Source organism: Synechocystis sp. LKSZ1, assembly GCF_040436315.1.
In the GTDB taxonomy this organism is placed as follows: domain Bacteria; phylum Cyanobacteriota; class Cyanobacteriia; order Cyanobacteriales; family Microcystaceae; genus Synechocystis.
Genome location: NZ_AP031572.1, coordinates 1282724 through 1301721, shown reverse-complemented (window position 1 = coordinate 1301721; position 18998 = coordinate 1282724). Strand labels below are relative to the sequence as shown.

General features: G+C 51.5%; 20 protein-coding genes and 1 tRNA gene. 14 read left to right on the top strand and 7 right to left on the bottom strand.

The genetic code is table 11. The features are described from left to right. Positions 1-62: 62 nt before the first annotated feature. Complete coding sequence (locus ABXS88_RS06185; protein WP_353674311.1) at positions 63-956, bottom strand: hypothetical protein; 894 nt, start codon at positions 954-956, stop codon at positions 63-65. A gap of 10 nt (positions 957-966) precedes the next feature. Then, positions 967-1968 carry an L-histidine N(alpha)-methyltransferase gene (gene egtD, locus ABXS88_RS06180; protein WP_353674310.1) on the bottom strand — a complete coding sequence of 334 codons (1002 nt, stop codon included), beginning with the start codon at positions 1966-1968 and terminating at the stop codon, positions 967-969. A gap of 249 nt (positions 1969-2217) precedes the next feature. On the opposite strand from egtD, the gene ABXS88_RS06175 reads away from it, so the two are divergent. Continuing rightward, complete coding sequence (locus ABXS88_RS06175; RefSeq protein ID WP_353674309.1) at positions 2218-2532, top strand: DUF1825 family protein; 315 nt, start codon at positions 2218-2220, stop codon at positions 2530-2532. A 66-nt stretch (positions 2533-2598) separates the two neighbouring features. Continuing rightward, complete coding sequence (gene lhgO / locus ABXS88_RS06170) at positions 2599-3792, top strand: L-2-hydroxyglutarate oxidase (RefSeq protein WP_353674308.1); 1194 nt, start codon at positions 2599-2601, stop codon at positions 3790-3792. On the opposite strand, the gene ABXS88_RS06165 is transcribed toward lhgO, so the two are convergent. Further along, positions 3789-4181: a phosphomannose isomerase type II C-terminal cupin domain gene (locus ABXS88_RS06165; RefSeq protein WP_353674307.1), complete on the bottom strand. Its 393-nt coding sequence runs from the start codon at positions 4179-4181 to the stop codon at positions 3789-3791. The two genes, lhgO and ABXS88_RS06165, sit on opposite strands and share 4 nt — an antisense overlap. 168 nt (positions 4182-4349) lie before the next feature. On the opposite strand from ABXS88_RS06165, the gene ABXS88_RS06160 reads away from it, so the two are divergent. The 4 genes from ABXS88_RS06160 to ABXS88_RS06145 all read left to right on the top strand — a co-directional run bounded on the left by ABXS88_RS06160 (position 4350) and on the right by ABXS88_RS06145 (position 8931). Then, the gene (locus ABXS88_RS06160; RefSeq protein ID WP_353674306.1) at positions 4350-5345 is read left to right on the top strand and encodes a GntR family transcriptional regulator; all 996 of its coding nucleotides are present in this window, start codon (positions 4350-4352) and stop codon (positions 5343-5345) included. After that, positions 5336-6034 (top strand): lecithin retinol acyltransferase family protein, encoded by a 699-nt coding sequence (locus ABXS88_RS06155; protein WP_353674305.1) that lies wholly within the window; start codon positions 5336-5338, stop codon positions 6032-6034. The genes ABXS88_RS06160 and ABXS88_RS06155 overlap by 10 nt, the downstream gene beginning before the upstream one ends. A gap of 138 nt (positions 6035-6172) precedes the next feature. After that, the gene (locus tag ABXS88_RS06150) at positions 6173-7498 is read left to right on the top strand and encodes a Ycf66 family protein (RefSeq protein WP_353674304.1); all 1326 of its coding nucleotides are present in this window, start codon (positions 6173-6175) and stop codon (positions 7496-7498) included. Continuing rightward, positions 7495-8931: a bifunctional orotidine-5'-phosphate decarboxylase/orotate phosphoribosyltransferase gene (locus ABXS88_RS06145; RefSeq protein ID WP_353674303.1), complete on the top strand. Its 1437-nt coding sequence runs from the start codon at positions 7495-7497 to the stop codon at positions 8929-8931. The genes ABXS88_RS06150 and ABXS88_RS06145 overlap by 4 nt, the downstream gene beginning before the upstream one ends. A gap of 3 nt (positions 8932-8934) precedes the next feature. Here the strand turns inward: ABXS88_RS06145 and ABXS88_RS06140 are convergent, their stop codons facing one another. After that, the gene (locus tag ABXS88_RS06140; RefSeq protein WP_353674302.1) at positions 8935-9189 is read right to left on the bottom strand and encodes a DUF3493 domain-containing protein; all 255 of its coding nucleotides are present in this window, start codon (positions 9187-9189) and stop codon (positions 8935-8937) included. A gap of 65 nt (positions 9190-9254) precedes the next feature. On the opposite strand from ABXS88_RS06140, the gene ABXS88_RS06135 reads away from it, so the two are divergent. Then, positions 9255-9326 (top strand) — tRNA-Thr (locus tag ABXS88_RS06135). Between the two features lie 133 nt (positions 9327-9459). Here the strand turns inward: ABXS88_RS06135 and ABXS88_RS06130 are convergent. Continuing rightward, on the bottom strand, positions 9460-9708 hold the full coding sequence (locus ABXS88_RS06130; protein WP_353674301.1) for a hypothetical protein: 249 nt from the start codon (positions 9706-9708) through the stop codon (positions 9460-9462). A gap of 86 nt (positions 9709-9794) precedes the next feature. Beyond that, complete coding sequence (locus tag ABXS88_RS06125; RefSeq protein WP_353674300.1) at positions 9795-10004, bottom strand: chlorophyll a/b-binding protein; 210 nt, start codon at positions 10002-10004, stop codon at positions 9795-9797. 189 nt (positions 10005-10193) lie between these two features. Here ABXS88_RS06125 and ABXS88_RS06120 point away from each other — a divergent pair, with 189 nt between their 5' ends. From ABXS88_RS06120 to ABXS88_RS06110, 3 genes are all read left to right on the top strand, one after another. Beyond that, positions 10194-12923, top strand: a complete 2730-nt coding sequence (locus ABXS88_RS06120; protein WP_353674299.1) for a CBS domain-containing protein — start codon at positions 10194-10196, stop codon at positions 12921-12923. Positions 12924-13067: 144 nt separating this feature from the next. Then, the gene (locus tag ABXS88_RS06115) at positions 13068-13523 is read left to right on the top strand and encodes a glycine zipper family protein (RefSeq protein WP_353674298.1); all 456 of its coding nucleotides are present in this window, start codon (positions 13068-13070) and stop codon (positions 13521-13523) included. 1 nt (position 13524) lies between these two features. Further along, positions 13525-14022 (top strand): hypothetical protein, encoded by a 498-nt coding sequence (locus tag ABXS88_RS06110; protein ID WP_353674297.1) that lies wholly within the window; start codon positions 13525-13527, stop codon positions 14020-14022. 57 nt (positions 14023-14079) lie between these two features. On the opposite strand, the gene ABXS88_RS06105 is transcribed toward ABXS88_RS06110, so the two are convergent. Next, positions 14080-15081, bottom strand: coding sequence for an AraC family transcriptional regulator ligand-binding domain-containing protein (locus tag ABXS88_RS06105; RefSeq protein WP_353674296.1), 1002 nt, complete (start codon positions 15079-15081; stop codon positions 14080-14082). A gap of 229 nt (positions 15082-15310) precedes the next feature. Here ABXS88_RS06105 and ABXS88_RS06100 point away from each other — a divergent pair, with 229 nt between their 5' ends. The 4 genes from ABXS88_RS06100 (at position 15311) to ABXS88_RS06085 (ending at position 18941) form a co-directional block, all read left to right on the top strand. Then, a complete protein-coding gene (locus ABXS88_RS06100; RefSeq protein ID WP_353674295.1) occupies positions 15311-15607 on the top strand; it encodes a hypothetical protein in 297 nt (98 codons plus the stop codon). Positions 15608-15665: 58 nt separating this feature from the next. Further along, entirely contained in the window at positions 15666-16502 is an 837-nt protein-coding gene (locus ABXS88_RS06095) for a DUF2092 domain-containing protein (RefSeq protein ID WP_353674294.1), read from the top strand. Further along, the gene (locus ABXS88_RS06090; RefSeq protein WP_353674293.1) at positions 16499-17278 is read left to right on the top strand and encodes a hypothetical protein; all 780 of its coding nucleotides are present in this window, start codon (positions 16499-16501) and stop codon (positions 17276-17278) included. The genes ABXS88_RS06095 and ABXS88_RS06090 overlap by 4 nt, the downstream gene beginning before the upstream one ends. A 283-nt stretch (positions 17279-17561) precedes the next feature. Beyond that, complete coding sequence (locus tag ABXS88_RS06085) at positions 17562-18941, top strand: DUF1254 domain-containing protein (RefSeq protein ID WP_353674292.1); 1380 nt, start codon at positions 17562-17564, stop codon at positions 18939-18941. Positions 18942-18998: the final 57 nt, after the last annotated feature.

The following is an 18998-nucleotide window of genomic DNA, read 5'->3' as shown; positions in this document are numbered from 1 at the left end:
AGCAATCACGAATACTAACACTTCGCCATTATAGGACGTTCTGGCCTTGGCTTTGGTGCAATCTAGGGGAGGTCGAGGGCCAGTTGATAGTCGAGGTTTTCCGCTTGGAGATTGGTGAGCACCAGTTCGTAATAGCCCGTTTCCGGCAAGCTTCCAGACCACTGATACTGGGGACTGTTCTCTAGTAAAACAGCCTGGCCCGTTGGGGAATAGAGGGAGAGTCGTCCTCCCGTTGGAGCCGAGAGCTTGAGGGTCAAGATTTGTTGGGCTTCGAGGGCAATCACAAAGGCTTTACCTTGGCCCGGTGGCAGTTGGCCAGTAGTGGTCAGTTGATGTTCCCCTGGATTAAAACTCAATTTTTCGTAGGCGGCACCGGATTCCAGACGAGTCACCACATCCGCTGTGACGGCCTGCCAGGCCTGGCTAAGGGGCCCTACTTTCAGATTTTCTGAGGCCACCTGGGGCAGATAAAAAGACCACTGGACTTGGACTAAATCCCTCAAACTGCGACTACTCAACCGCAGTTGATTGACGCGACTCACCCAATGCTGGGGAGAGACTAGAGCCTGACTTTCTAGCTGTTGGCGCGTTTCCGGACTAAGGCTGGCCAAGAGGTCGAGCCATTCATTAGCCCGTTGATTCCAGGCCGCATCATCAATAGGGCCAGGACTGGGGCCGTCTAGATTCATTTCGGTCTCGAAGCCTAAACTCTCCCGCACCAGGGCCGCTAGTAATTGAGGGGAAATACCGAGGTTGAGACGACGGGCCCGGATCTCATTTTTGGCTTTTAGGTTTTCTTCCATGGCCGAGGTTGGGGGGGCTTTTTCTGTCAGATCCGGGGCATACCAGCGAGCCAGCAACCAGCGACCGCCGTACCATCCCCCCAGCCCAGCCCCTGCCATTAACACCAGCAGGAGCAGGAGTTTGGTCAAACATCCCCAAGTTTTTCCTTTCATGTCAACCGTACTAAGATTGCCGCTGACAGAGTAACAGGCCAAACCAATGTTGGGGGTCTGTCCACACCTGTTGGGGAGGGAGATGGTACTGGGTCAATGCTGTGACCAGGGTCTGGAGATTAAATTTTCGAGAAATTTCCGTCAGTAGAGATTCCCCCGCCTCAAATTGCACCGTCAGAGCCAATTTTTTGAGGCTAACAGTTTGGGGAACTTGGCTCACCAGATACATTTCAATTTGTGACTTTTCCGTATTAAAAATGGCCCGATGCTGAAAATAGTCCAGGTTAAAATTACCTTCAAAGCGCCAATTTAAATGCCGCAGCATATTAAGATTAAATTCTGCCGTAATCCCCTGAGAATCGTTGTAGGCAGCTTCGATAATCTCCACTGGCTTTTGTAAATCCACCCCGAGTAAAAAATAGTCTCCCGTCTGGAGGGCCCCCTGGACTTGTTGAAAAAATTGTTGGGTTTGACCAGGGGAAAAATTACCCAGGGTACTGCCTAAAAAGACCATCAGGCGTCGGGAAAATTGGGGCGGGGGCAATTCAGCAAAGGCGAGTTCGTAGGTGCTCACCAGGCCATGAATGGTGAGTTGGGGATAGTCTTCCAAAAGGGCCTGGGCCGTATCCGTCAACAGGCCCTCGCTAACATCAACGGGCAGATAGTGGAGGCCATAACCAAGCTGGGTATAGGCATCCAGAAGTAGGCGGGTTTTCGTGGAACTGCCGCTTCCCAGTTCCATCAAGTCACAGGGGCCAGTGCAATGGGCAATGGCTGGAGCTTGCTGGGCCAAAATTTGTGCTTCCGTGCGAGTGGGATAGTATTCCGGCAGGGTGCAGATTTTTTCAAACAGCATCGAGCCGAGGTCATCGTAGAAATAGTGAGGCGGTAGGGATTTCGGTGGTTGGCTGAGGCCCAGAATCACATCTTCTCCCCGGTCGGTATAGCTGAGGGGATGGGTCAACAGGTAATTGTCTAATGTGAGGCGGGACTGGAGATTACAGGACGGCATCAGGGATTTCCACAAAACTTGACTATCTGCAGGAGGTAGCCTAATCTCTCCCCAGTGTACCGTTGCTGGCCCCCTTGGCCCTGTTCGATGACCCCCAAATGGCCCCTGAATCCTGGCCTTCAGCAGTAATACGGAAAACCGTATCTTGAGGATGGCTATCAGTTTCTTCAAATGAGTTTACAATGGACACACAGCAAAACCCCTGATGTTTTGCGGGCCTTAATTACTGCGGTTGGGAGCATCTAAATCATGGGATTTTTTGATTCAGAAGTCGTTCAACAAGAAGCTAAAAAACTCTTTGAAGATTATCAATCTCTGGTGCAACTGGGGGGAGAGTACGGTAAGTTTGACCGGGAAGGGAAAAAAATTTTTATTGACAAAATGGAAGAGTTAATGGATCGCTACAAAATTTTTATGAAGCGTTTTGAACTCTCAGAAGATTTTATGGCTAAAATGACGGTCGAGCAATTAAAAACCCAACTTGGCCAGTTTGGTATGACACCCCAACAAATGTTTGACCAAATGAACCTAACCCTAGAGCGGATGAAGTCGGAAATCAGTTGATTTTGTGATGCCGGGTAAGGGCAATTGTCGCAAAAGCTAGCTTGTTGATTTATTGATAGATATTCTATGACCCATGATTTTGTTGTGATTGGTGGCGGTATTGTTGGCCTAGCGACGGCGCTGTTTTTGGGCCAGCGTTTCCCCCAGGCGACAGTGCTAGTCCTGGAAAAAGAAGCGCGGCTTGCCTTTCATCAAACCGGCCACAATAGCGGGGTCATCCATTCGGGCATCTACTACAAACCAGGCAGTTTCAAGGCCCAATTTACCAAAGCCGGCAACCAGGCCATGGTGGAATTTTGCCAGACCCATGATCTTCCCTACGAGGTTTGTGGCAAGGTGATTGTCGCTACCCAACCTACGGAACTCCCTTTGCTGGAAAATCTTTACCAACGCGGCCTGCAAAATGGTTTGGCTGTTCAAAAACTCAGCTCGGAACAGGTTAAGGAACACGAACCCTACGTCCATTGTCTGGGGGGGATTTATGTGCCTACCTCCGGTATTGTGGACTATCGCCAAGTCTGCCAAAAGTATGCCGAACTGATCCAACAGCAGGGGGGAGAGATTCGCCTCCAGCACCAGGTACTGAATATTCTAAAAACCAGCACGGGTTATACCCTAGAGACCAATCAGGGAGAGATGTCGGCCCGTTTTTTAATTAACTGTGCCGGACTTCAGAGTGACCGCCTGGCCCGTTTAGCCGGCCTAGAACCAGAGGCGAAAATTGTCCCTTTCCGGGGAGAATACTACGAACTCCGGCCCGAAAAACGTTACCTCGTCAAAGGGTTAATTTATCCGGTTCCCAACCCAGAATTTCCCTTTTTGGGCGTACATTTCACCCGCATGATCGATGGTAGTATCCACGCTGGCCCCAATGCGGTCTTAAATCTGAAGCGGGAGGGCTACGGCAAACTCGAGGTAGATCTGAAGGATCTCGGGGAAGTCCTCACCTATCCTGGCTTTTGGCGTTTGGCCCGTCGGCATTGGCAAGAGGGCCTGCAGGAAATCATCCGTTCCTGGAGCAAACCGGCCTTTGTGCGGAGCCTACAACAACTCATTCCCGAGGTGACGGAAGACGACATCATTCCCAATCCGGCTGGTATTCGCGCCCAGGCCCTACAGCAGGATGGCCGCTTGGTGGAGGATTTTTGGATTATTGAAGCGGACCAGGCCCTCCATGTCTGCAATGCGCCTTCGCCAGCGGCAACGGCCTCCTTGGAGATCGGGAAGGCCATCGTGGCCCGTATTCCAGAGCCCATCTAGTCTTCGGGAAAGCGGACAATGTCATCATCCCCTAAATATTCTCCATTCTGGACTTCAATCATCACCAAATCGATCACCCCTGGATTTTCAACCCGATGGGGAGTATTCATGGGAACGTAGGTGGATTCCTTTTGCTTGAGCAGTTTTTCTTCGCCGTTACAGAGTACGCGGGCCGTTCCTGAAACCACTACCCAATGTTCACTGCGATGGTAATGCATTTGGGTACTCATATGTTGGCCTGGCTTGATCACAATGCGGTTGATGCGATAGCGGGGGCCTTCCTCCAGGATAGTCACGGTGCCCCAGGGCGGGTTACGGGTTTGGCCCGCATGGTCATGGTTAAGGGGTTCTGCGGCCGGGGTGACATCGGGATAGACGGGATTATTCATGGGGATTAGGGGAATTTCCCAAATAGTGGAGGGGATAGGCCTGGGAAATCAAGACTCGAACTTGGCCTTGAATTTTACTTCTATTCTTCACCAATTTTCAGCTTTTTCTGCCAGCATAGGGAACGAGTTCCGGCTTGCCTTACTCCTCTCTATGATCCATTAATAACAATGTTGCAGTTCCAGATCCAAAACGATAGCGAAATCCCCGCTTCCAAACAGTTATTTGACCAAATCCGGTTTGCCATCGCGTCCCGGCAGTACCCCCCTGGACATCGTTTACCCAGTACCCGGCAGTTGGCCATGATTACCGGCCTCCATCGCAATACCATCAGCAAGGTATATCAACAACTGGAGGAAAACAGTCTGGTGGAATCCATTGCGGGTTCTGGCATCTACGTCAAAGTCCCCAACCCCGAGGGGGCCGGCCAACGGGATAATCCCCTCTTTCAGGACTATCCGGCGGCCAGTCAGTTGATCCAAAAAAGTCTCGATGAACTCTTGAGCCAGGGTTTGAGTTTATCCCAGGTGAGGGAACTCTTTTTGACGGTGGTGGATTGGCGGCTCCGCAGTACAGCACGGGTTTTAGTGACGGTGCCCCAACGAGATTTAGGGGCCGGTGAACTGATCTTGCAGGAACTAGAACAGGCCCTGGTGATTCCTGTCCAGTTGGTTCCCTTAGAAGACCTGGCCGCGACCCTGGCAGAAATGAATGCCGGTACGGTGGTCACCAGTCGCTACTTTTTAGCAGAGGCCGAAGCCGTCGCCAGTCCCTACGCCGTGCGCGTCATCCCCATTGATATCTATGACTATAGCCAGGAACTGGCATTGATTAAGAAACTACCGAAGGATAACTGCCTCGGCATTGTGAGCCTGAGTCCCGGCATTTTAAGCATTGCGGAAATCCTGATCCATAGCCTGCGGGGGGATGATTTATTTTTGAAATCGGCCCTCGTCAGTGACAACCACAAGTTACGCCATTTGGTACGTACTGCCCACACGATTATCACCGACCCCGCCAGCCAGCCCATGGTACTCCAGACCATTACCGCGGAGCGGGACGACCTGATCCGTCGGCCAGAAGTAATTTGTACGCAACATTACATTGGTGAAAAATCTATCACGACTCTGAAACGGGAACTTGGCCTGGGAGAATCATGGGACTAGGGGATCAAATTTATGTCCTGCGGGAATGGCTGACCCTGGACGGCCTCTACGAGCACCATGGTATCGATTGTGGCGATGGTTCTGTCATTCACTACCGCAAACCCAGCGAGCGCATCGAGCGTACCAGTTGGCAGACCTTTAGCCGGGGCCAACCCGTCCAACGTCTGGCCGAGGGCCAACGCTTTTGTTTTCTGCCAGAAATTGTTGTGGAGCGGGCCCAGAGCCGTCTGGGGGAACAAAAATATAATCTCCTATTCAATAATTGTGAGCATTTTGCTACCTGGTGCAAAACCGGCATCAGCGAAAGCCAGCAGATTCGTCGCTTTCTGCCCCTGATCGACAATCTTCCTCTGGAAGGCCTCAAAGACCCCCTCACCCAGGCCCTCCAGGGTACCGATCCCCGCAATGCCCAACGCTTGCTCAACGAGGCCCTCGGCGACATTCGTTTATCCTGGAATGAACTCCAGCCCCAATACCAACAAGCTCAGGCGGAAGTCCAGGCCTGGCAGGCCGTTGCTCAACAGGCCCTCCAGCAACAACGGGAAGATCTGGCCCGGGCGGCCCTCCACAAAAAGCGCGACTACCAGCAACGGGAAGCTCAGCTAAAAACCCAATTGAACCAATTAGCAACGCTGACGGAAACCATTCTGCGGGATATGCTTAAAACTCAAGCCGACCAGGGCCTGTAACGAGCCATTGTCTGAACTACTCAATGCACTAAAGTCTATGGGAGCGACGCTCTTTCTGCTTTGGCCCAAAAAACATGGCAGGGGTCTTCACCCGACATCTTAAGATAGGGGAGTGGATTCTCGACGGAGCAACGTTGCATGTTGGCTGTTATTCTTGCGCTCACCGTTGGCCTAGCCAGTCTTGTTTTTTTCTTTTCGGCTTTTTTTGCCCCCAAATTACACCGCAAAGATGATTTTCTCTGGAGCGGGGTCGGTTTCTTCTACGCCCTTGTCCTCTGGATTTGCTCCCAGCGTTTAACCGGGGGGGTTCTGCTGGGCCAAGGCGCGGCGACTGTTTTGATTTTGAGTTTTGCTTGGCAGACCCTGAAGCTCCGGGCCATCATCGCCAATGCCGAGAATTTACCGGAGTTCAAAAGCTTTTCTCTATTGGATTGGTTGAGCGGGGGCCGACGCAAACCCAAAACCGTCAAACCCCAACCCCCCCAAGCCCCAACGGAACCGACGGAACCGGAACTCGAATCAGCCACTGAGCCAGAGGCCATGGTCAAGACGGAGCAACCAGCAGAGGTTATAGCTGAGACAGTAGAAGAAGTCCTTGAAGTCGTCGAAGACATTGTCGAAGTCAGTACGACCAGCCTAGAACCGGAAACTATCAGCGAATCGCTTCCCGAGACCACCAGCGATACTGGTGAAACGCCGGTTTCTCCCTCCATGGAACCGGAACTGATTGAATCAGCAGGCCCTGATCAAGCGATAGAAACTGCCCCGAAAACCAGTCCCCCCCTTACGACTCCGTCCCCCAGTGCCAAACCCAGCAAACCCGGCTTTTTCAGTCGTCTTTTTGGCCGTCGTTCAACTCCGCCCCCAACCATTCGAGAGGCCTTGGATAGCGTCGCCCAGGAGGAGATAGATGATGAGCTTGATGAGCTTGATGAACTAGACGATCTCGAACTGGCCGTTGAGGAGTCCCCCCAAGAAACCAATGAAGATTCACCAGAAATGCCCGTCGTCACTGAAGTGGAAGGGGAAACCGTTGCTCCGGTTGAAACCATCAATGAAGACCTAAGCGTGCCGGTAGAAACAGAGGAGAGCGTCACCGCTGAACTGACCGAGACCATTGATAATGCCGATAATACGGAAATGTCTGAGCCGGTTGAAGCCATGGCGACCACGCCGGTTGTGTCCTTGGAAGCCGAAGAGAGTCTAGGCCTTGGAGCAGAGGATAACGACGATAATCCCGCTGTTAGGGAACCAATGGATGTCGAGCCCGTAGAGGAAACCAGCCTGCTCGACGATTTAGATGACCTCCTGGATGATGATGATATCGTCAGTCCTGAACTTGAAACAGTACTGGAAAGGCCCGTTGATGACGCTGTAACCGCTTCCTCAGAAAACGCCTCGGATGCATCAGACCCAGGAGACGCGGAACCATCCAACTCAGAGCCCACCGATACTGCCCTATGAGCTTTTCGGAAAAACTCAGCCAAAGCATCGCGGCCCAGCAGAGTCTATTGGTGGTGGCCCTAGACCCCAATCCAGAAATGATGCCCCCGGCGCATTCGGCCGGCCAGCAATCCCTCAGCCAACAGCTTGAACAATGGCTGTTAGAGATTATTGAGCAAAGTCAGCATCAAGTCTGTGCCTATAAGCCCACCCTTGGGTTTTATGAGGCGTTGGGGCCTGAGGGCCTGGCCCTGTTGCAGACGGTTTTGGCCCATATTCCCCCGACCATTCCCGTTATTCTGGATGCCAAGCACAGTGATTTAAATACCAGCACTATTTTCGCGCGGGCCATTTTTGAAGATTGGTGCGTCGATGCCGTCACCTTGACGCCCTTTGCTGGCCAGGATCATAGCGCCCCTTTTTTGGTCTATCCAGAGAAGGGAGTTTTCATTCTTTGCCATACTTCCAATCCTGGTGCTTTGGCCCTGCAAAATTTTCCCGCCGCTGACAATCCCTTCTACCTCCAAGTGGTTCACGAAGTCCAGACCTGGGGGCCACTGGAGCAACTCTACCTAGAAGTCGGTACCCATGACCCGGATGTCCTGCGTCAAATTCGCCAAGCGGCCCCCGAGCGCACCCTGCTTCTTCGCAGTATCTGGGCCGAGGGGAGTGATCTAGAGGCTATTTTACAGGCCGGTCTCAATGCCCAAGGTGAGGGGTTATTACTGCCCGTTCCCCAAGACTATCTCCAGGCCCCAGACTTAGGAGAGAAACTACAAAGCCTTAATACAGAAATCACACGCCTACGTCAACAAGCCATCCCCAACGATTCCCACTGTGACCTCTGGACTCCCGACCTCTGTTTCTTGGCCCCCCACCCCCACCAAGACTTAATCCTGCAACTGTTCGATATTGATTGCCTTTTATTTGGCGAGTACGTTCAGGCCTCCGGGGCCACCTTTTCCTACTACATCGACCTGCGCCGCATTATCTCCAACCCCCAAATTTTCCACCAAGTCCTCGCCGCCTACGCGGAAATTTTGCAAACCCTTCAGTTTGACCGCATTGCCGGCATTCCCTACGGCTCCCTGCCCACGGCGACGGGCCTTTCTTTGCTCTTGCATCACCCTATGATCTATCCCAGAAAGGAAGTCAAGGCCCATGGAACTCGCCGCTTAATCGAGGGGAATTATCAACCGGGGGAAACGGTTGTCATTGTGGATGATGTGCTTATTTCCGGTAAAAGCGCCCTGGAAGGGGCCCAAAAAATCGAGTCCGCTGGCCTGAAGGTCGAGGATATCGTGGTCTTAATCGACCATGAAGGGGGAGTTACAGACCGCATTCAGCAAGCTGGCTATCAGGCCCATGCGGTGCTCAAGATTTCCGACATCACCCAAACCCTCTACGCAGCCGGCCGCATCACGGAGGAGCAATACCAATCCCTCCAGCACTAAACCCTAGGATTTTTCCCGCCGAAACAGCCAGACCATAAGGGCCACGACTCCCGCTTGCAGGGCCAGATTGGGTAAAACCCGTTGGGGGTCTTGGCCGGCTAAGAGTTGAGCCCCAAAGGTGATCAGGCCAATGAAACCCGAGGCTCCTAGGCCAACGTAGATAAATTTACGTAATCCCCGGTAGGGAGATTCGGCTTCGGCCCGGAGGCGTGCATACCGATCCGCGTCCAGCTTTGTCTTGGGTTTGATCTTGTCCATCGTTCTCTAGGTTATGGGTTGGCGAACCCTTGATTCAGTGCTATGATATAGTGCCTGTAAACAATGCCGATGTAGCTCAGCGGTAGAGTAGCTGATTCGTAATCAGTTGGTCGTGGGTTCAAATCCCATCATCGGCTTTCAGAAGCAAAGGTGCAACAGTACTCGGTAACATCCTCCCGACGCTTACCTCCAAACTAAAAAAATCCCCCCAGAGTTATCTAGGGGAGACCTTGAGTTCATTGTCGAAAGAAGGAGCTTGGGAAGAAAACCTTAAAGGATGGGTTGGTGGCTAAAGACGTAGGCCCAGATACCGCCCGTCACAGCGACCGCTAGCAAAATATTGGTAAAGAAGCGGCCGAGTTCAGGATTGAAACCCAGTTCTTTGTCTTCTTGGCCAGCGGTGAAAAAGAGAGACCAGGCCTGGTTGGCATTGATGGTTTCAAAGCGATTAAAATCATCGCGAAATACCACCGGGGCAAACAGGTTGGGGTTTTGCAAGATGTCATAGTCGGCGTTCATAGGAACCTCCAAAAGTATAAAAAGCTTGTATAGAAGGGGCCAAGGCAGTCGAATTCCATCGGCCCGTGCGGTCTAGCGGTTAAAACCTAGAGACTGGTCAGCCAGCCGATAACACCGTGGCCGGTAATTACTTCCATGGCCAGAAGCGCAACGAAGCCGATCATGGCGAAGCGACCGTTGAGTTTTTCGGCGTATTCTGTCCAGCCAGCTTGCACGGAGTCATCAACGTAAACCTGAGGCTCAATGGCAAAGTTGTTGAGGCGTTGGTCAGAATCAAGTCTAAATCCGCGAGTCATGGTTTGTTTCCTGTTGAATGAGGGGTTTGTTTTCTTTATGTAAATAAATGTAACACAATGTTAAGAGTCGTGCAACATATCTTGACAAAAATATTTTAGTGCTCTAAGCAAAGTGCTTTCGGGGCGACCAACTAGGGGGAGTCAACCCGGTCAGCAGAGGGCCAGGCCCAAACTCTCTAGAATGGAGGGATGGATGTCATTTTGTGTCACCAAACAGCGGATTTTGATGCTCTAGGGGCGGCGGTGGGGCTGTCGCGGCTCTACTGGGGCAGTCGTATTGTCCTAACGGGCGGAGCCCATCCAGCGGTACGGGATTTTCTGGCCCTGCACCGAGATGAGTTGGCCCTGATCGAATTACGCAGTGTTAATCCCAAGCGCCTACGTTCGATCCGGGTAGTGGATAGTCAACAACGGGAACGTCTCGGTAAGGCCCAGGCTTGGTTAGACCTGCCCCATTTAGAAAGAATAGAAATCTATGACCATCATCTGGGGGTCGAGTCGGATATTCCCGCCAGTCAAATTCAGGTAGAAGCCGTCGGGGCCACCACGACTTTAATTGTGGAAAAACTCCAGGCAGAACAGATTGCCCTCGCGCCGGTGGAGGCCACGGTGATGGCCCTGGGCATTCATGTAGATACAGGTTCCTTGACCTTTGAACAAAGTAACGCCCGAGATGCCCGGGCCTTGGCCTGGTTGATGGAACAGGGGGCAAATCTGCGGGTAATTGCCGAGTATGCTGACCCTGGTTTTGCGCCTCCCCTGCAATTTTTGTTTACGGAGGCCCTGCAGGCCCTGCAATCCAAAACCGTTGGCAGTTATCACCTCGGCTCGGTTTTGCTAAACACAGAAGCTTTCGTACCGGGCCTCTCCCACCTGGCGGAACGACTCCTTGAATTAACGGAATTAGACGCTTTGCTGTTGGGCCACTATTACACCAAACGGCGGGAAGAAGTCGCCTATCCCGAGGGCCGACTGACGGTGATTGGTCGTACCCGCATTCCTGGAACCGATTTAACGAGCCTGTTTGTGCCGCTTGGGGGTGGTGGCCATGCCCAGGCCGCATCAGTGAATCTACGGGGAGTCGAGCCGACGGGCCTACTGACAACGCTTCAGCAAAAACTGATTGAGCAAATTCCGCCACCCCTGACAGCGCGAGATTTGATGTCCTCTCCAGTGCGAACCATCCGGCCCCAAACCACCATTGACCAGGCCCAGCGAGTGCTTTTCCGCTATGGTCACTCCGGTCTATCAGTCGTTGATGAACAGGATCGACTGGTGGGCATTATTTCTCGGCGGGATTTGGATCTGGCCCTGCACCATGGTTTTAGCCATGCGCCAGTCAAAGGCTATATGAGCCGTAATCTCAAAACGATTACGCCGGATACCCAACTGCCCGATATTGAAAAACTGATGGTAACCTACGACATCGGCCGCCTGCCGGTGGTGGAGCAAGGAAAGTTGGTGGGCATCGTCACTCGCACCGATATTTTGCGGCAACTTCACCAAGACCGGGCTGCTCTCCAAGGTAGTTTAGACGATAGAGATAGTTGTTTACTCCCGTCAGTACAACGAGCCCTGGAGTTATTGAAAAGCCGTCTGCAACCGGCCCTCTGGCAATTACTGGAACAAGCGGCCCTTTGGGCTCAGGCCCAAGGCTGGCATCTCTATCTCGTGGGCGGGGCCGTGCGGGATATTTTACTGGCGGAGGAGGGAACTCATCTAGGACTCCAGGACATTGACCTGGTGGTGGATGGTTTCCATCGGGCCGCTGACGTCGGAGCCGGGGTGGCCCTGGCAACGGAACTACAACGGGCCTATCCCCAGACCAAACTCTCGGTGCATGGGGAATTCCAAACAGCGGCCCTGCTCTGGCATAAAGACCCGGTTTTGGGTTCCCTCTGGATGGATATTGCCACGGCCCGCACGGAATTTTATCCCTACCCCGCCGCGAATCCTGAAGTAGAGGCCAGTTCCATTCGCCAAGACCTCTACCGTCGGGATTTCACCATTAATGCCCTCGCTGTGCGCTTAACGCCACCGCGCCAGGGGGAAGTCCTGGACTTTTTTGGGGGCCTGCTTGACCTCCAGGCCCGGCAACTGCGGGTACTCCATGCCAATAGTTTTATCGAAGATCCGACCCGTATTTATCGAGGGGTGCGCTTTGCGGTACGTCTCGGCTTTGAGTTTGAACCAGAAACGGAACGATTTATCCGCCATGCCCTAGAAAGCGGTGTCTATGAACGCCTACGCTTGGGCAATCATCCGGCCCCAGCCCTAACCACACGCCTAAAGGCGGAACTGTCGGTGATTTTGCGCTCTTCCTATTGGCAACCGGCCCTGGCCCTGCTCTCGGATTTAGGGGCCTTGAAATGTCTACACCCTGATCTCACCCTAACACCGGCCCTTACTCAGCAACTACGTTATGCAGACCGTGGGCTCCATTATTTAGATCCCCAAGATACCGTAGAGCACTGGTTAGTGCGCCTGTCCCTCCTGTTAGCCACAGTGCCGGAACCTGAACGGGCCGTGATTGCCAGTAATTTACAGCTCCCCAAGGCCTGGGTCGATATTCTGGGCCGATTAGCAGTCGTGGAAAGAACCATTAGCCAAGCATTACCCCAATGCCGAAAGCCGAGTCAGATTGTCAAACTTTTGCGGCCCCACCCTCTAGAAATGTTAATTCTGGTGGCCACTCGGGCCCATCGGAGCCTACGCCGTCAGCTCTGGCATTACTGGACAAGATTACGGCAAGTCCAGGCCCCCATGACGGGGGAAGACCTGAAACAATGGGGTTACCGGCCAGGGCCGCTGTACAAACAAATTTTGGATCAGGCCTTAAGCGCGACCTTGGATGGAGAACTGGCCCATCGAGAACAGGCCCGACAATGGCTTCAACACCACTTCTCACTATTGCCATAGAAACTTGGCACGAAATGGCAAGCAAGCGTCATTGTAGTTTTGTATCCTTGCCCTGACCCCTTAAGATTCCGTTTTTGAATAATTTTTGTTTTAGCCAAAATACCTCCTATGACAATGTTGTCTTCAGTTCCATCCCGTTTCTTTTTGACTCTATTTCTATGTTCCATTGAGGGGATGGCGCTGGCCCAGACCCAATTGCCCGAACCGTTTGCCTACCCGACGAAAGGACAAACCCAGGAACAACAACAACAAGATCATTTTGCTTGCTATAGCTGGGCAAAACAACAAACTGGGGTGGATCCCTCCCAACTATCCCCAATGACCACAGCTCAATCCTCCCAACAAGGTCAAATGGTACAAGGCGCGGCAAGAGGCTCTCTCCTGGGAGTTGTTGGAGGCGCGATCGGGGGCAATGTAGGGGAAGGGGCCGCTATCGGTGCAGGGGTAGGGGCCTTGACTGGATTATTTCGCAGACGTGAGGAACAACAGCAACAGGCTCAAGCCCAGGCTCAATTACAAGCCGCAGAACAACAACAATTAGCTAATTACTATCGTGCTTGGACAACTTGTATGCAAGGACGGGGTTACACCGTTAATTAATATGATGCAATCTCTAAAACATGAAATCCAGAAAGTTGGCTCTTTGAGTCTTTTTTTCTTTGTTGGCTATGGTTATATTCTCCTATTGATGAAGCTTTTTCTAAAGGAGTTTGAAGTTGATGTGACGATTGTAGGTAAAGCAGTGATTTATGCACTGATTTCGGCTAAGTCCGTTGCCATTATGGATATGACCCCCTGGCTCAATCGCTTTTCCCAATCTGCCCGCTACCTTCAAGTGCTATACAAAACAGCAGTTTATACCTTTGCAGTGTTTGTGTTGAGTGGGCTTGAAAATCTCTTTCACGCTTATCAAGAAGCGAAAGCCTTGATTCCTGCCCTAACTCTATTCTTAGAAACACGGAGTTTTTCTCGATTTTTAGGGATTTTACTCGGTGTTTCCATTATTTTTCTCATTCATAATATTTTCCAAGAACTGGATCGGTATCTGGGCAAGGGTAATCTCAGTAAATTCTTCTTTCAGCCCCCGAAATCAAATTGACCTCGATGGAATGAATTAACAGGTTTAATGTCTAGATTATCTTATTCATTCTGGATATTAGCTTTGGCGATCACGCCGAAAGGCTTGGGGGGAGACGCCAGTCCAGCGCTTAAAGGCCCGAGTAAAATGGGCTGCATCCTGATAGCCTAATTCGGCGGCAATTTCGATCATTTTGAGGTCGGAATTGACTAACCAGTAAATGGCTCTCTGGTAACGGAGGCGAGAGATGAGTTGGGAATAGGTTAGGCCTTCTTCAGCTAGTCGCCGCTGTAGAGTTCGCACACTTATTTGGGCAATTTCGGCGGCAACCTCAATGGTGGGATAATTCTCGCGCAACAAAGGTGTAAGAGCCTGCTGGAGGGAACCAACAAAGTCCAGGGCGGGGGCCAAAGATTGCAAGAGGTCGAGATCGGCTTGATGATCAGCCAGTGGCGTCTGACCCAAGGGCAGGCTAAGGAAGGAGCGAGGAAAAACAATAGCAGTAAACCCTTGCGTCTGGTCAATGCGGGTGCAGGAGAGGGGATGATGGTTCAGGTTGCTGATTTGCGGGGTTTGCAAGTAAATTTCCTGGGGATACCAATGACGACCTGCCGCTTTTTGGATTAGGTCAAGCATTAACAACAGAGCAATTTGAATACCGCAGGGAAAATCAAGACCATTTAGTTGCGTGAATTGATGCCCAAACCATGCCTGTTCCCCCCGAACCTGTAGCCACAAATGCACCCCAGAATTAAACAATCTCAAGGTGCGAATACTGGTTAAGAGGGCTTCTCCCAGGGTTAAGGACTGCAAAATCAATCGGCCAAAGGCTCCGTACTCTGTCAGAGATACCCGGTTTTCCACTCTCCAGCCGAGGTTATCAATGCCTTCTTGATGGCTGACATCTTCGAGAAAGGCAATCACTTGATGGCAGGGCAGGAGGGTATAGGGATCATCCAAGGCATAGACAGGGAGTTTGGCCCGTCGTAGGAATTGTTCGGTGGGGGTTCCCTGTTCTTCTAAAAAGGTGATGATGGGGGACAGGTTGACGACGCGAAGAAGAGGAATCGGGGGAGCCATTTTATTAATTAAGATTAAGAATAATAACCGATGGGACTCCTGGCACCAAATGGCAAGAATATCTTGGCAAAACTATCTATGATCAACGGGCGTTAGACAAGTCTGTCGGCTATATTCGCTTTTTTTTGCAAAAAATCTTTACAAATGTGTCATGAGACTTCCATTTTTTAAAAATCCATATTTTTTTGAGGTAATAGTTTCAATTGTTGTAATTCCTAGCATGATGCCGATGGCTGTTTGGGCTCAATCCTCTGATCCTCTTCCAGAAGAAGTTGTTAATGCGATTGCCCAGAAAACGATTCAAAAATTTGGTGGTTCTTCCTGTCAAGATCTGGCTGCCTCGATGGCCCAACAACATGCTGTCCAAAGCAGTGGCCAACCCCCAACCTTAAAAGATCAATTAACGGCTCGTTTTGTCCAACGCCTACGCCAAGACCCCCAATTGACCCAGGAATTTTTCAGTCAAATTGCAACGCCGGTTTTAACCAAGTTATTTGAATGTGGGCTGGTGCCACCCCAAGAATAACAACGACCGATCCAACATAAGGACAGACTGAAACACAACTATCCATGGCAATCCCAAGATGATGATACTGGCCCGGTTTTATTCTCTATCCCTACCCATTCTGCTGAGTGTCTTCAGTGCAATACCATTGATGGCTTCGGCCCAACCGTTAACCAAGCCTTCTACTCCCCTGTCCCCAGCCCAAGTCACCCTTGAACCCAAGGCCCTCGCCATTCTTAAGGCCATGAGTGATCGCCTCTCCGGGGCGAAATCATTGCGTTTTACAGCAATCGCAACCTATGAAAGTCCTAGTCTCATTGGGCCGGCCCTGGCCTATATGACTCGCTCAGAGGTCACATTACAGCGTCCTAATCAATTGCAAGTTTTGACGCTAGGGGATGGCCCCGCTACGGAGTTTTACTACGATGGCACCATGATGGCGGCCTATGCGACCGCCGAAAATTTGGTGGCGATGGCCAAGGCCCCTGGAACCTTGGATGCGGCCTTGAGGGAAGCCTACCGTACTGCTGATATTTACTTTCCCTTCAGTGACGTGATTGTCAGTGATCCCTACAAAGACATGGTGGAGGGGTTGAAAACGGCCTTTGTAGTCGGCCAGTCCAACATTGTGGGGGGAACGAAGACCGATATTGTGGCAATCGCTAATAATCAGGTTTTTGCCCAAATCTGGATCGGCGTAGAAGATAAACTGCCTCGGGCAATGCGTGTGGTTTATCGAGATGATCCTTCACGGTTGCGGCATCTAGTGGAATTTAGCAACTGGGATCTGAATCCGGCGATCGCCGCCGATGCCTTTAGTCCGGCCCATCTTAAAAAGGCCGCCCCCATTCCCTTTGCCCGGCCCGAGCCCAAAGTCCCGGCCAAGACTAAATCCCCATCAGGAGAACCCCAATGATTAAACCTAAAACCAATGATCAGCTTGTAATCAGCCTAACCATCGGCCTCCTTGCAACAGCTGTATCGCTTCCTCTCTTTTGTCGGCCCGCAACGGCTTGGATGCATGCCGGAGGAGGCTCTTGGAGTGCGAGTGGTTTTCGAGGAACGGCCTCGGGAAGTGATGGTTCCTGGAGTGCCAGTGGCTATCGAGGAGGAACCGCTTCCGGAAGTGACGGCTCCTGGAGTGGTACGGGTTTTCGGGGCACGACGGCCTCTGGGGATGATGGCTCTTGGAGTGCAGATGGTTTTCGCGGGGGGACGGCCTCGGGAAGTGATGGTTCCTGGAGTGGTACTGGGTATCGAGGCGGAACGGCCTCGGGGGGTGATGGCTATTGGCAAGGAACTAGTGCCTACGGTACGTCAGTTTATGGTGGTTACAACCGTTACTACGGGGGGGACTACGCCACCTACCATCCGCCAACGGTAGTCAATACCTATGGTGCAGGCTGTTATAACTGTGGCGGCTGGGCCGCGGCCGGGGCCGCTGCAACCGGGGCCGTCATTGGGGCCGCTACAGCGACTGCTGCCACCAATAATGCCTATACCGACGGTTATACGGCCGGAGCCACTGCCGCTAGTACAGCTTATGCGATGGGGGCCATTTACCCGACCTTACCCATGGGAGCCATGCTTCAGACCATTGGCAATACCACCTACTATCTCTACAACGGAGTTTGGTTCAGTCCGTCCTACGGGGCCAATGGCATTTATTACCGGGTGGTTCCGGCCCCTTAATGGTTAGTTTTTCTTCATAATTATCAATAGGTAAAATTGGATGCTTTCCTATTTCTTCTCTTCCCTGTATTGGCTGTGGTTTAAGCAACTGCAACTCGCCAAAAAACAAAATACGAACAAGCGTGTATCACTCAACAGGCTAACCATTGGATTGCTAATTGTCACAGCCAACTTGATAGCGATAGCTTCCCCCAGTAACGGACAATCTCTGACAGGTGATCCTGCCAACCCTAAATTAAAGTTCTCAACTCCCCTCCCCCCAGGAATTGCGTCACCCGCCAAAGTGGAGACTCGTCTAGGAACGCTCAATTTCTTTGATGGTTTTCCAGACGAAGCAACAGCGAAAAAACTCTACGATAACCTCGACTTTCAACGGGCTGTTCAAGCTTACTTATTGGCAATACCTGCCGTTAGCCAAGCGGCCAACCGTAACGCGATCCGTACCTTGGGGCCAGTGAATACCGTTGTGCCAATTTTCGAGCAACTTTTGGATTCGCGATCAATTTTCCTGACTGCCAATGACAACACCGTTTATAGTTGGACATGGCTTGATCTGACGAAGGGGCCGTTAGTCTTAGAAGTTCCCCCAAAAGTATTAGGAACCGTTAATGATACTTGGTTTCGCTGGGTGATTGATGTCGGCATTACTGGCCCTGATAAGGGACAAGGCGGAAAGTACCTGTTTTTACCCCCAGGCTACAAAGGAGAAATTCCCTCGGGTTACAACGTGGTGAAATCACCGACTTTTAATATTTGGATTCCTTGGCGCAGTTTTTTGGTCAAGGGCGACCCGAAACCGGGGGTTGAGTTGGTGACAAAGAACACAAAAATTTATCCCCTCAACAGTGCCAACAATCCCCCTGCTTTGAATTTTGTGAATATGTCGGGCAAGCCGTTTAATACGGTTGCACCTGCCGATTATCGTTTCTGGGAACTGCTCAATCAAGTGGTACAAGAAGAGCCGAGTGAATCTCTCGATCAAATTCGACTGGGTTACTACGCCTCTATTGGTATTCAAAAAGGCAAACCTTTCAAGCCTGATGAACGGATGAAAAAAATTCTGACGGAAGCGGCGGCAGTGGGGGATGCGACGGCACGGGCAATTTCCTTTCACAATCGACAGAAGGAGGCTTATTACTATCCGAACAGTGCTTGGCAGTTACCTTTCATTGGTGGCTATAAGTTCCAAACCCAGCCTGATGTTCTGAACCTGGATGCTTATATCTATTACTATTTCATGGCGACGGGGGTTACTCCTGCGATGGAAGAAAAAATGGTCGGATTGGGTTCTCAATATGCTTGGACAGCCCGTGATAACACGGGTAATCTCCTCGATGGTGGCAAGAGTTATCGTCTCCGTTTACCGCCCAATATTCCTGTTAAAGATTTCTGGTCAGTCATTCTTTATAGCAACCAGACGCGATCGCAGATTCAGACGGATCAACAGTTTCCCAGTGTCAGTAGTCAGACGAAGGGGCTTTTGGTTAATGCTGATGGATCTGTGGATATCTATTTCGGGCCAAAACCGGCCGCTGGTAAGGAGAATAATTGGGTGCAGACGATTCCGGGCACGGGTTGGAACACGATTCTTCGGCTTTACGGCCCATTAGAACCTTGGTTTGACAAAACTTGGCGACCAGGGGAGATCGAATTACTGAAATAATCTGCTGGATTGACGAGTTGTCTCCATACGCTTTCCTATTCCTTACAGGATTAGAGT